The sequence below is a fragment of the Oleiagrimonas soli genome (genome assembly GCF_000761445.1).
Classification (GTDB): Bacteria; Pseudomonadota; Gammaproteobacteria; order Xanthomonadales; family Rhodanobacteraceae; genus Oleiagrimonas; species Oleiagrimonas soli.
Map to the genome: position 1 here is coordinate 2,022,090 of NZ_KN196470.1, position 12,066 is coordinate 2,034,155.

Here is a 12,066-nt window from a genome sequence, read left to right on the forward strand (position 1 = left end):
CGGATGCCGCTTGCTCGCAAATACCGTACCCTCGGCGTTCATGGACGAACGCCGCGACCACGACCACGCCCTGATGCAAGCCTACGTCGCAGGCGATGCCGAGGCGTTCCGTGTCCTCTACGAACGCCACCGCGGCGGGCTGTATCGCTTCATCCTGTATCGCGTCGACACGCGGCACACCGCCGACGAGCTGTTCCAGGAAACCTGGAGTCGCGTCATCGCCTCGCGCGAGCGCTACCGACCCGAAGCGCAGTTCCGGACCTGGCTGTTCCAGATCGCGCACAACCTGGTCGTCGACAGCTACCGCCGCAAGCGGCCGCAGGCGTCCGGCGAGGAAAACGAACGGATTCTGCAGATGCAGGCCGCCGACGAAGGCGAACAGCCGGAGTGCGTGCTGTCCACCTTTGAACAACGGCGACGCCTGCAACTGGCACTGGAACAACTGCCCGACGAGCAGCGCACGGTTTTCCTGCTGCGCATGGAGAAGGGACTTGGTCTGGAGGAAATCGCCACCATAACGGGCTGTGGACGCGAAACCGCCAAATCGCGTCTTCGCTATGCCCTCAAACGCATCCGCGAGCTGGTCACACCATGAGCACGCCAACGTCACCGAACAGCGATCCGATGCTGGACCGCGAGGAGCGCGAACTGGCCTCGCTGTACCGGCAGCTGCCCGCCGTCGAACCGGACGCGGCGCTGGACGCGCGCATCCTCGATGCCGCGCGTCGTGCCGTTGCGCCCAAACCAAAGCGCCGTCCCTATCGCGGCCTGTTCGTCGGTTTCGGCAGTGCGGCCTCGTTGGTCATGGCGGCCGGACTGACCTGGTACATGCATTCCAACGGACAGGACACCGTCACCCGGACGCAAGCCCCGGCCGGCTTGCAAGCGGGAGCGATCAAACCCGCTGCCCCGACCGCAACCGGCGCTGCGGACTCGAACCGGCAGGTCATCGCCGTGCGCATCCTGCCCAGCGAGCATCGCGCGCCGGCCGCAGCGCCGCCGGCTCCGGCCGCCGCCGCGCCCCAGGCAAAGGCCTACATGAACCAGGCGCTAGCCGGACGCGAAAGCGACGCGGCGGATCACTCGCCCACCCCCTCGACGATCACCGCGGCCGATACGGCGGCGGAACGTCTGGTCATTCCCGTGCGGGTTCTCCCGGCCGATGCAGCTTCGCGGCAAGCCGCGTCGGTCGCCCTGCCCGCCCCCGCGCTTCCCGCCGCATCGAATGCCGCCCGACCGGCGCAGCCCGACACCCGGTACGACAAGGCATCGTCAGAACGGGCGACACCGTCCCCGACAGCAAAACAGCTGATCGATGAGGCCAGGCAGGCCCTTGCGCGCAACGACAAGAACCGCGTCCGCCAACTGCTGCGCGACTTCACGCAGCGCTTCCCCGGCGCATCGTTGCCGTCCGATCTCGCACCGTACGCGCCCAGTGTCTCCCACGGTGCCGGAACCCCGTGAGCGACACCTTCACCCTGACCCGCGAGCACCGGCACGAGGAAGAAATCCGCAAGAGCCGATTTCTTGCGCACGTTGCGCCCGTTGCGGACGTGGCGTCCGCCGTGGCGTTCATCGAGCGCGTGTCCGATCCCACCGCCAACCACAACTGCTGGGCCTATCGCATCGGCCAGAACTACCGCTTCAGCGACGACGGCGAACCGGGCGGCAGCGCCGGCAAGCCGATCCTGCAGGCCATCGACGGACAGGAACTGGACGGCACGGTCGCCGTGGTCACCCGCTGGTTCGGCGGCATCAAACTCGGCGTCGGCGGGCTGATCCGCGCCTACGGCGGCACGGCCGCCGAGTGCCTACGGCAAGCGCCCCGCGAACCGATCGTGGAGACCGCTCGCGTTCGCTTCGCGCTGGGCTATGCTGAGCTGGCTCTGTTCAAGGCGCGCGTCGAGCATTGGCATCTGCAGCTGCTGGACGAGGCGTTCGGCGCCGATGCGGTATGTGTGACCGCGTCCGTGGCCACCGCGCAACTGGATCGGTTAGAACAGCTTCTGGCCGACCTCAGCCGCGGCCAGAGTGCCGTGCAACGTCTGGACGAAAGGAATCGAAAAGCCTCATGAGTACCGACAAGGAACACGATCGCACCGAATCCACTGCCGGCAAGGCGGGCATCGGCGCGCTGCGCCGCCTGTGGCCGTTCATGCGCCCGCACTGGAAGCTCGCGCTGAGCTGGCTGATCTTCCTGGGCATTTCGTCCGGCGCGAACCTGGTGCTGCCGATCGCCGTGCGCAAGATGATCAACCACGGTTTCGTCGGCACCGACATCAACGTGATCAACCAGATCTTCCTGGGTCTGTTCGCCCTGTCGCTGATCATCGCCGCCACCACGGCCGCGCGCTACTACTGCATCACCCTGCTGAGCGAGCGCTCCTTGGCCACGCTGCGCAGCAAGCTCTACAGCCACCTGATCCGCCTCGATATCGGTTTCTTCGAGAAGTCGCGCGTGGGCGAACTCATCTCGCGCCTGGGCACCGACACCGAACTGGTGCAGACGCTGGTCGGCTCGGGCATCTCGGTGGCGCTGCGTTCGGTGGTCATGCTGGTCGGCGCCACCACCGCCATGATCATCACCAGTCCGCGCCTGGCCGGACTGAGCGCGCTGGTCATTCCCGCGGTGATGGTTCCGATCCTGACCTTCGGCCGCCGAGTGCGCCGCTACTCGCGCTTCAGCCAGGACCGGCTCGCGGATGCCGCGGCGATCGCCAACGAAACGCTCCACGCCACGTCGCCCATCCAGGCGTATTCGCGCGAGGAGATCGAGGAAAACCGCTACGCCAAGGCCATTGCGCTGGCCCTGTCCACGGCCCGTCGGCGCATCGGCCTCGGCGCCGGGCTGACCGCGACCGTCATCACGCTGGTCTTCGGCGCCATCACCTTCGTGCTCTGGATCGGTGCGCGCGACGTGATCCAGGGCCATGTGGACGCCGGCATCCTCGGCCAGTTCATCCTCTATGCAATCTTCGCCGCGGGTGCGGTCGGTACGATGAGCGGTCTCTGGAGCCAGGTCATGCGGGCCTCCGGCGCGATGGAGCGCATCAGCGAACTGTTCGACGAGGTTCCCGACATCCAGTCACCGAGCCAACCCGTTCCGCTGCCCGGCCGCGCACGCGGCGCCCTGCGCATGGAGGGTGTGGCGTTTAACTACCCGACGCGGCCGGACACGCTGGCGCTGCACGATTTCGATCTCGATGTGCAGCCTGGCGAGACCGTCGCCCTGGTCGGTCCGTCCGGCGCCGGCAAGAGCACCGTGTTCTCGCTGCTGCTGCGCTTCTACGACCCGCAGCGCGGACGCATCACGCTGGACGGCGTCGACCTGCGTGCGCTGGCGCTGCCGGACCTGCGCGGATCGTTCGCGCTGGTGCCGCAGGAGACTGTCATCTTCGGCGGCAGCGCGGCCGAGAACATCCGCTTCGGCCGCGCCGACGCCAGCGACGAGGACGTGCGCGAGGCCGCCATCGCCGCCGAGGCCGACGGTTTTCTGCGCGCACTCGCCGACGGCTACGACACCGAACTGGGCGAGCGCGGCGTGCGTCTCTCGGGCGGGCAGCGCCAGCGCGTGGCGATTGCCCGCGCAATCCTGCGCGACGCGCCCATCCTGCTGCTGGACGAGGCCACCTCGGCGCTGGACGCACAGTCGGAAGCCGCCATCCAGCAGGCGCTGGCGCACCTGGAAAAGGGCCGCACGACCCTGGTCATCGCCCATCGGCTGGCCACGGTCCAACGCGCCGACCGCATCGTGGTGCTCGACGGCGGCCGCATCGTCGCCCAGGGTACCCACGAGAGTCTGCTGCGCGAAGGCGGTCTGTACGCCGAACTGGCGCGATTGCAGTTCGCGGCCTGAATCGACGGTTCCCGCGCATAAAAAAACCCCGCGCCAGGCGCGGGGTTTCAAGCATCTGGTGTGGATCTCGGTGCGGTCAAGCCGCTTCCGTGACTCCGGACGCCTGCGCGCCCTTGGGACCTTCCACCACTTCGAAGCTGACTCGCTGACCTTCCTTCAGGCTACGGAAGCCTTCGGAAACGATCGCCGAATAGTGGACGAACACGTCCTCCCCGCCGTCCTCGGGCGCAATGAAGCCGAACCCCTTGGCGTCGTTGAACCATTTCACCGTACCAAAACGCATTGCTGGAACCTCTCAAATGAACCGGAAGCGCCACGCCACACGTACCCCCCGGCACGCCCCAAAACGCGGCACATGCGCAGTATCACCATGTTTTTGTAGCCGACGCAAGTAAAACGTATGCATGTATTCGGCAAAAAAACTACATGACTTTACGCCCGATCCGGCATTTTCATTTCATTCCGGTCATTTACGGCAATTCGGCCAGAATCTTCGGCACCTCGGCCGTGGCTGCGGCCAGATGGGCGAATATCTCGTCCAGGCTGATTTCGACGGCATCACCGCAGCCCGCGGCCCAGTTCGCCACCAGCGACAGACAGGCATAGGGCAATCCGATCTCGCGCGCCAGCACCGCCTCGGGCATGCCGGTCATGCCGACCAGATCGCAACCGTCACGGCGCATGCGCGCGATCTCCGCCCGTGTCTCCAGACGCGGCCCCTGCGTCGCGCCGTAGCAGCCGCCGTCCACCACCGGCACCCCCGCGCGCTCCGCGGCCTGCAGCAAGGCCTTGCGCAGGGACGCCGTGTACGGTTCGGTGAAATCGACGTGCTGGACCTCTGCGCCTTCGACGTCGCAGAAACTGTTCAAGCGACCGTAGGTGTAATCGATGATCTGATCCGGCAACGCGAGCACCCGCGGCCCCATGTCCTCGCGAATACCGCCGACGGCATTGACGCCGATCACCGCGCCGACGCCAAGCTGATGCAGCGCGTGCACGTTCGCGCGGTAATTGACCCGATGCGGCGCCAGCGAATGACTTTCCCCGTGGCGCGCCAGAAACGCGAATCGACGGCCGTGAAAATCACCGCAGACCACGTCGCCGGACGGTTTTCCGTAAGGCGTATCCAGCGCCACGCGCTCGATATTCTCCAGTCCCTGCAATTGATACAACCCCGTCCCGCCGATCACGGCGTACGCGATGTGCGATGTACTCATAGGGAGGAAGAATTCCGATGTCATTTCAGGAAACGCTGCGCAAAGCGCGGATTTCGGGAAGATTCCGGCCCTGCTCGTGATAATCCATGCCGAAACCGAACACGTAGCGATCCGGCACCTCGACGCCGTTGAAATCGGCCTCCAGATCCGGCACGCGGCGATCGTGCAGTTTGGTGCACAGGGTCACGATCAACACCCGCCGTGCGCCCATCGCCAGGCACGCCTCACGTACGGCCTTGAGAGTGCGTCCTTCGTCGAGGATGTCGTCGACCAGCAACACCGTGCGCCCCTGCATCTCGGCCTCCGGCTTGCGCAGCCATTGCAACTCGTGGCCGCGGGTATCGCCGCGATAGCGCGTGGCGTGCACGTAGTCGAACTCGACGTCGGTGCGCATCGACAGCGCCAGTTGTCCGGCGAAGATCAGGCCGCCGTGCATGATGGTCAGGAACAGCGCGCGTTCGCCGTCCAGCGCCACATCGACGCGCGCGCCGACCTCGGCCACGGCCCGTTGCAGGGACTCGCGGTCGAACAGCACGTCCGAGGCCTGCACGGCCTGCGCGAAACTCAAGGTGGAGGATGCCTCACTCATGCCTGCGTCTCCTCGTTGCGCAGCGCGTCCAGGCGGGCGACGAACACGTCGCGCTGCGGGTTGTCGATCAGATCGGTCCAGGTCGCCGCCACCGCGCCGCGCAGGGTTTCCACGCGATCCGCCGGACACGGTTCCAGCGCCAAGTTCTCGACTGCTTGCAGTGCCGCGTCGACGGCATCCGGCTGACACGCCAGGATCAAGTCGCAGCCAGCCTCGGCGTGTGCCTTCACGCGCTGTTCGAGACTGCCGGACTGGCCGGCGCCGACCATGCTGATGTCGTCGCTGAAGATCAGGCCCTGGAAGCCCATCTCGCGACGCAGAATATCTTCGATCCAGATGCGCGATTGGCCCGCCGATGCGGTATCGACCTGCGGATAAACGATGTGCGCCATCATCACCGCCTCGACGCCGAGCGCGATGCTCTCGGCGAACGGCTGCAGGTCGCTGGCGCGCAGATCGTCCAGCGGACGCGGATCGATGGCCGATTCGACATGCGTGTCCTCAAGCACCGTGCCGTGACCGGGGAAGTGCTTGATCGTCACCGCCATGCCGGCCATGTGCATGCCGCGGATGTAGGCGTCGGCCAGCGCGCTGACGACCTCCGGTTCCGCATGCAGCGCGCGCGTGCCGATGATGCGGTTGCCGCGCGCCAGATCGACCACCGGCGCGAAACTGATGTCGACGTCCGTGGCGCGCAATTCGCTGGCCATGACCCAGGCATGCTCCTCGGCCAGGGCGCGCGCCTGTTCGGGATCGCGGTCGTACAAGGCGCCGAGCGTGGCCAGCGCGGGCAGCCGCGTGAAACCCTCGCGAAAGCGCTGCACCACGCCGCCTTCCTGATCGACAGCGATGACGAAACCGGGATCCGGGCGCACCTCGCGCACCTCGGCGATCAACGCGGCGACCTGGTCGCGCGACGCGAAATTGCGCTTGAACAGCACCAGTCCGCACACCATCGGCGAGCGAAGCTGCTGGCGCTCATGCGCGCTCAGTGCGGTTCCGGAGGTTCCGATCAGCAGCATCAGGCATCCTCTCCCGCGCGTTCGCGCGGCGTCCATTGCGCATACGGGTGCGCAATGAGATTCACATTGTAGTAGCGCGGCAAGTGACTGACTTCGCGTCCCAACCATGCGGGCCGGGGGAAATCGGCATCGACTTGGGCCAATTCGATTTCGGCGACGACCAGGCCCTGGTTCTCGCCCTCGAAGACATCGATTTCAAAGGTATGCCCGTCGACCGGCACGAAATGCCGCGTCTTCGTCAGGCGACCGCGGCACAAGTCGCGCAGCATGGCGCGCGCGTCGTCCAGCGGCAGCGGATACTCGTACTCCGCGCGCTCGATGCCGAGCCGGGCCGATTTCACATTCATCCAGGCGGCATCGTCGGACACGCGCACGCGCACCGAGCAGCGCGCATGGCCGGCCTCGATGGCCGCCGCATCGACCAGATAGCCCTGTTCCATGGCCTGGCTGCACGCGATCTGCGCGCGCCAGCCGTCGCCGGCGAGAAGGAACTTGCGTTCGATCTCGGTCGCCATCAGTCACGCTCGAACAGGGCAATGGATTCGACGTGCGCGGTGTGCGGAAACATGTCCATGACCCCGGCGGCGCTGAGGCGGAAGCCGTGCTTGCGCACCAAAATTTCGGCGTCGCGCGCCAGCGAGCCCGGATGGCAGGACACGTACACCACGCGATGGGTGTGCTTGCCAGGCAGATACTCCAGCACCTTGTCGGCGCCGGCGCGCGGCGGATCCAGCAGCAGCTTGTCCCACGGCTGACGCGCCCAGGCCGCCTTGCTGTGGTCCTCGAACAGGTTGGCCATGTGGAACTGCGCGTTGGCGATGCCGTTGGCCGCCGCATTCGCGCCGGCGCGCCGCACCAGTTCGGTATCGCCTTCGACGCCCTCGACCTGCCCAACCCGGCGCGCGACCGGCAACGTGAAGTTGCCCAGCCCGCAGAACAGGTCGAGCACGCGGTCGTCCGGCTGCGGCTGCAACAGATCCAGCGCCAGCGCGATCATGCGCTGGTTCATGCCGCCGTTGACCTGCACGAAGTCCAGCGGCTCGAAGTCCAGCTTCACGTCGTGATCGGGCAGCGCGAACGACAGCTGCGGTGCGTCCGGCCACAGCGGATGCACGCTGCTGAGACCGCCTGGCTGCAGATAGATCGCAAAGCCGTGCTCGCGCGCGAACGCGATCAGCGTGGCCTTGTCGCTGTCCGGCAGCGGTTCGAGATGACGGATCACCAGCGCCACGACGTCGTCGCCGGCGGCGAATTCGATCTGCGGAATCTGCGCCGCGCTCTGCAGCGTCGCCAGCATGTCGCCGATCGCCTCGATCTTCGGCCCGATCGCCGGATGCAGCACCTCGCAGCGGCGGATATCGGCCACGTAACGCGGATTGGACTCGCGGAAACCGACCAGCACGCGCTCCTTCTTCAGCACCTGCTTGACCGACAGACGGCCCTTGCGACGGTACTGCCAGGGTTCGTCGTGCAACGGATCGAGCCAGCGTTCGGGGGCCACCTTGCCGATGCGCTCGAAGTTCTCCGCCAGCACCCGCTGCTTGGCGAGAATCTGTGCCATCGGATCCAGATGCTGCAGGCTGCAGCCAGCGCACTGACCGAAATGCGCACAGCGCGGTTCGACACGGTCCGGGCTGCGCGTATGCAGCGTCTGGACCTCGGCCTCGTCGAAATGGCGTTTGCTGCGCGTGACGCGCACGGTCGCGCGTTCGCCCGGCAGCGCACCGCGCACGAACATGGCCTTGCCATCGACATGGGCGACACCGCGCCCGTCGTGGCTCAGATCGGTGACATCGACTTCGACTTGGGTTTGTTTCTTCATGGCCTAAAAAACACGCCCGGGGATCGACCCGGGCGGTATCGGATGCAAAGGACGATGCGCGCGGCGGGAGACGTTACTTGCGCTTCCAGCCGCCGGCGCTGTCGCGATAGTACCAGCCCGCGTGGGCACGCTCGATCCACAGCCGCGCGAAGGTTTCGCGTACCTGCGACTGCCAGTCGGGATGGCCGTTGGCCTTGGCGATCTCGGCATACAGCTGGTTGCGATCGGCATTCTCGGCCGCGACCGTGCTCTTGACCCCGGCACGCTGCGCCAGCGGCGCGGCGGAAAGATCGCGCACCGCGACCAGACCGTCCTGGGTGAAACCGACCGCGCCCTCGTCGAGCAGCGCCTGCAGCGATTCGCGGAAGCGTTTGCTCATGCGCGCATGGATCGCATCGATGGTCGGCGTGTGAATGCGCAGGTCCGGCGTCCCGGCGGCATAGGCGGCCGGGATCAGCAGATCGATCACGCTGGCCGACGGACCGCCCTCGGCGGGCTTCTGCGCATCCTGGGCAGCCGGCGCGCCGTTCTTCTGCGCCGCCGTGCCCTGATCGATGACCGAACCGATGAACTGGTCGGCCGCCTTCTGTGCCGCCGCCTCGGGAAAGTAGACGTTGATGGTGACGCACCCGACCAGCGAGGTCAGCGCCAGAACGGCAAAAAGGACTACGAACTTGCGCATGGATCGAATCTCCTGAAGATACTGCATGGTCCCACAAAAGGCCGCCTCGGCGCACCCGCCGAGGCGCTCAGTTCACGACCGGGCCGCCGCTGTCGATCGCGGCCCGCAGGCGCGCCACCAGCGTCGGCCAACTGACCCGATGCTGGTGGCCGATCACGGTCAGGTGCGGCAGCCCCTCGCCGTCGACGATGAGGTAGCCGCCGCCCTGCGGTTCCAGTCCGCTCATGGTGCACACGCTTCCCTGCAGCTTGCAGTTCAGACCGATGCGGTCGTAGCGGAAGCTCTTGAACAGCTTCAGCACCGCGCCCTGCAGGCCGCCGGCGATACCGCCGCCGCCCACCGAGGTCAGATTGTTGACGGCGCGCTGGCTGATGCGTCCGCCCGAATCGGCCAGCAGATGCGCGTCAAAGCCGACCGGCGACCAGTCCACCAGGCGCAGGTTGTCGATGTCGCCGTGCAGGTCGCCGGTGATCTTGCCGAAGTCGAACACATCGGTCATCGCACCCAGGTTGAGCTTCTGCATGCGGACGTCGGCCGCCAGTTCGGGGGTGTCGCCGAAGGGATGCTTGAGCGAGAGGTCGGTGACGTCGACGAAGCCGTCGAACACGTTCAACGACAGTCCGCCCTGCAGGCGCATCGTGCCGTCGACGTAGTTCAGGCCCGGCATCGAACCGGCCAGCGTGCCGTGGAAGCGTGGCCATCCGAGGGCCTGACTGAGCTTGGACATGTCCACGCCGGTCACGGTCGTGGCCATGTCCACGCGATTGCCCTTGCGGGCGTCCGGCTGCCACTCGAAGCGCTGCACGCCGAACTGACCGGCGAACACCGGCACGTAGAACGGGGCCTGCAGGCGCAACACACCATCCCGACTGCGCCACTGGCTGCGGCCGGCGCCGAGCGGAATGCGGTACATGCTCAGGCCATTCCACGCCAACGTGGTCGCCGGACGCGTGCCGTTGCGGTTCCAGTCCAGCGCGCCGTTCAGACCCTCGATGCGGAAGCGCCCCCCGCCATCCCGCGCATCCAGGCCGTTCGCGCGCAAGCGCAGGGTGTGCAAGCCATTCGCACCCAGCACCACGGCGCCACTGAGGTCGCCGTCGGTCTTCAGATTGTTCAAGCCCAGCGTCGCCAGCCAGGTCTTTCCGTAGTGCTCGTAGGCCGACGGGAAATGCGCGCCGAAGCGGCTCATCGTCATGCTGTGCAGGCTGCCGTCCGCGCCGAAGATGAAACCGCCGGCCAGCGACAGGGTGTCCGGATCGATGTAGCTGAGATGGTCGACGCGCATGCTCCCGCCCTGCGCGGTCAGATCGAACGCGAGCTGGGTCGGATGGGTCGGCAGATTGGCGTAGACCGGACCGAGCAGCAGATCGCCGCCGTGGAGCGTGCCGGACAGGCCGACCTGGCTGCGCGTGGCGTTGACGTCGATCTTCAGGCGCCCGTGCAGCCCGACACTCTGTCCCGCCAGCGAACCGCCGTCGAAGTTCGCCTTGGTCAGCCGCAGCGAGGCCGCGCCCTGCAGGCCGTCCGGAAGAAAGTCCATCGCCAGCGTGCCATCGAGCTGACCGCCGGTGAGCCGCCCCGCCCAGGCGCGCGACAGCGGCCCCTGCAGCCAGGCCAGCGGCATGTGGATGAATCGCGCCTGGACATGCGAGGTCTGATCCAGCGGAAGCGCCAGCGACACGGCCGGATTCTGGTCTTGACCGAGATCCAGCTGCAGGGTATTCGCACCGACATCGAGAATCAGGTCGAACTGTCCCTGCTTGCGCATCAGGCCGCCGGGCGCGCCCTTGAGAGTCAGCGTGCCGCGGCAGTACCACGCGTCCTCGCTGCTGCGCACCAATGCGCCCTGCAAGTCGATGCCCACGTGTTTCCACCCGAGCGCGGCGACATCGGCGCTGGCAATCTTCAACTGCAGCTGCAACTGGCCATCGGCGCCGGGCTGCAGCGTGCCGTCCACCTGCTTCAGTGTCACCCCCGGCAGCGCAATCGAATCCGCCCGCACGGTCGTGGCCGCGCAAGCCGCTCGCGCTCCCATCAGGGAAATCGCCAACAGCGCCCAGCAGACACACAGATTACGGCTTGATCGCAGGTTCATCGCGCGTCATTCTGCCAAACTCTTCCCCAACGGCACATCAACGGCCATGTCCGACGTCGTCGAAGCCCCTGCCGCGCGCGCCTGCGTTCTGCTCGCCGAGGACGATCCGGTCAGCGCCCTGTTCCTCGCCGAAGCCCTGCGCAGCCTGGGTCTGGACGTCGATGCATGCGACGACGGACTGCTGGCGCTGGCGAGAGCGCGGGTACGCCGCTACGACCTGCTGTTGCTCGATTGCCGGCTGCCTGGACTCGGCGCACAAGGCATCCTCGGGACGCTCGCCGCAGACGCGACGATGGCCTCGCACGGCGTACCGGCCATCGCCAGCAGCGCCGAGATGACCGCCGCGCAGGAGCACGCATTGCACGCCCAGGGCTTCGCCCGCGTATTGCGCAAGCCCATGCAGGTACAGGACCTCGAACAAGCCTTGACGGCCGTGCTGGCGGGCGCCGCGCCGCTGCTGGACGAAGCCGCCGCCCTGGAAGCCAGCGGCGATGCCCGTACCCTCGAAGCGCTGCGGGGTCTGTTCCAGACCGAACTGGAAACGCTGTCCACCCAATTCGATACGCTGCTGGACGATCACGCCGAACTGCGCGAACGTCTGCACCGGCTGCGCGCCTCTTGCGGCTTCTGCGGCGCAACGCCGTTGTCGCACGCCTGCGAACGACTGGCGTCCGCCGACATCGCCGACGCGGCGACGGACCCGCGGGTGAAAACATTCCGCGAGCGCCTGACCGGCACCTTGCAGGCACTGCGCGAACGCACCGCCGCCAACGCCTGAAGCTC

General features: G+C 66.9%; 13 protein-coding genes. 5 read left to right on the forward strand and 8 right to left on the reverse strand.

Features of this window, described 5'->3' with window-relative positions; genetic code table 11:
- Window positions 1–10 precede the first annotated feature (10 nt).
- The 4 genes from LF63_RS08825 to LF63_RS08840 are packed head-to-tail and all read left to right on the forward strand — an operon-like array spanning window position 11 to window position 3,856.
- A complete protein-coding gene (locus tag LF63_RS08825) occupies window positions 11–595 on the forward strand; it encodes an RNA polymerase sigma factor (protein ID WP_338047241.1) in 585 nt (194 codons plus the stop codon).
- Window positions 592–1,464: a hypothetical protein gene (locus LF63_RS08830; protein WP_152569301.1), complete on the forward strand. Its 873-nt coding sequence runs from the start codon at window positions 592–594 to the stop codon at window positions 1,462–1,464. The genes LF63_RS08825 and LF63_RS08830 overlap by 4 nt, the downstream gene beginning before the upstream one ends.
- Window positions 1,461–2,075, forward strand: a complete 615-nt coding sequence (locus LF63_RS08835; RefSeq protein WP_043101094.1) for an IMPACT family protein — start codon at window positions 1,461–1,463, stop codon at window positions 2,073–2,075. The genes LF63_RS08830 and LF63_RS08835 overlap by 4 nt, the downstream gene beginning before the upstream one ends.
- Window positions 2,072–3,856, forward strand: coding sequence for an ABC transporter transmembrane domain-containing protein (locus tag LF63_RS08840; protein WP_043101095.1), 1,785 nt, complete (start codon window positions 2,072–2,074; stop codon window positions 3,854–3,856). The genes LF63_RS08835 and LF63_RS08840 overlap by 4 nt, the downstream gene beginning before the upstream one ends.
- 76 nt (window positions 3,857–3,932) lie before the next feature.
- Here LF63_RS08840 and LF63_RS08845 read toward each other — a convergent pair whose 3' ends face one another.
- The 8 genes from LF63_RS08845 to LF63_RS08880 form a co-directional block, all read right to left on the reverse strand.
- Complete coding sequence (locus tag LF63_RS08845; protein ID WP_043101096.1) at window positions 3,933–4,139, reverse strand: cold-shock protein; 207 nt, start codon at window positions 4,137–4,139, stop codon at window positions 3,933–3,935.
- Between the two features lie 187 nt (window positions 4,140–4,326).
- Window positions 4,327–5,073 carry an S-methyl-5'-thioinosine phosphorylase gene (locus LF63_RS08850; RefSeq protein ID WP_043101097.1) on the reverse strand — a complete coding sequence of 249 codons (747 nt, stop codon included), beginning with the start codon at window positions 5,071–5,073 and terminating at the stop codon, window positions 4,327–4,329.
- A gap of 25 nt (window positions 5,074–5,098) precedes the next feature.
- Window positions 5,099–5,662 carry a hypoxanthine-guanine phosphoribosyltransferase gene (locus LF63_RS08855; protein ID WP_043101098.1) on the reverse strand — a complete coding sequence of 188 codons (564 nt, stop codon included), beginning with the start codon at window positions 5,660–5,662 and terminating at the stop codon, window positions 5,099–5,101.
- Window positions 5,659–6,684, reverse strand: a complete 1,026-nt coding sequence (gene nagZ / locus LF63_RS08860; RefSeq protein ID WP_043101100.1) for a beta-N-acetylhexosaminidase — start codon at window positions 6,682–6,684, stop codon at window positions 5,659–5,661. The genes LF63_RS08855 and nagZ overlap by 4 nt, the downstream gene beginning before the upstream one ends.
- A complete protein-coding gene (locus LF63_RS08865; RefSeq protein WP_043101102.1) occupies window positions 6,684–7,199 on the reverse strand; it encodes a CYTH domain-containing protein in 516 nt (171 codons plus the stop codon). The genes nagZ and LF63_RS08865 overlap by 1 nt, the downstream gene beginning before the upstream one ends.
- Entirely contained in the window at window positions 7,199–8,506 is a 1,308-nt protein-coding gene (rlmD, locus tag LF63_RS08870) for a 23S rRNA (uracil(1939)-C(5))-methyltransferase RlmD (protein ID WP_043101103.1), read from the reverse strand. Before rlmD ends, LF63_RS08865 begins: the two co-directional genes overlap by 1 nt.
- Before the next feature lie 73 nt (window positions 8,507–8,579).
- Window positions 8,580–9,188: a YdbL family probable chaperone protein gene (locus tag LF63_RS08875; RefSeq protein WP_043101104.1), complete on the reverse strand. Its 609-nt coding sequence runs from the start codon at window positions 9,186–9,188 to the stop codon at window positions 8,580–8,582.
- Window positions 9,189–9,255: 67 nt separating this feature from the next.
- Window positions 9,256–11,160: a translocation/assembly module TamB domain-containing protein gene (locus tag LF63_RS08880; protein ID WP_235205296.1), complete on the reverse strand. Its 1,905-nt coding sequence runs from the start codon at window positions 11,158–11,160 to the stop codon at window positions 9,256–9,258.
- Window positions 11,161–11,329: 169 nt separating this feature from the next.
- On the opposite strand from LF63_RS08880, the gene LF63_RS08885 reads away from it, so the two are divergent.
- Complete coding sequence (locus LF63_RS08885; RefSeq protein WP_043101106.1) at window positions 11,330–12,061, forward strand: response regulator; 732 nt, start codon at window positions 11,330–11,332, stop codon at window positions 12,059–12,061.
- Window positions 12,062–12,066: the final 5 nt, after the last annotated feature.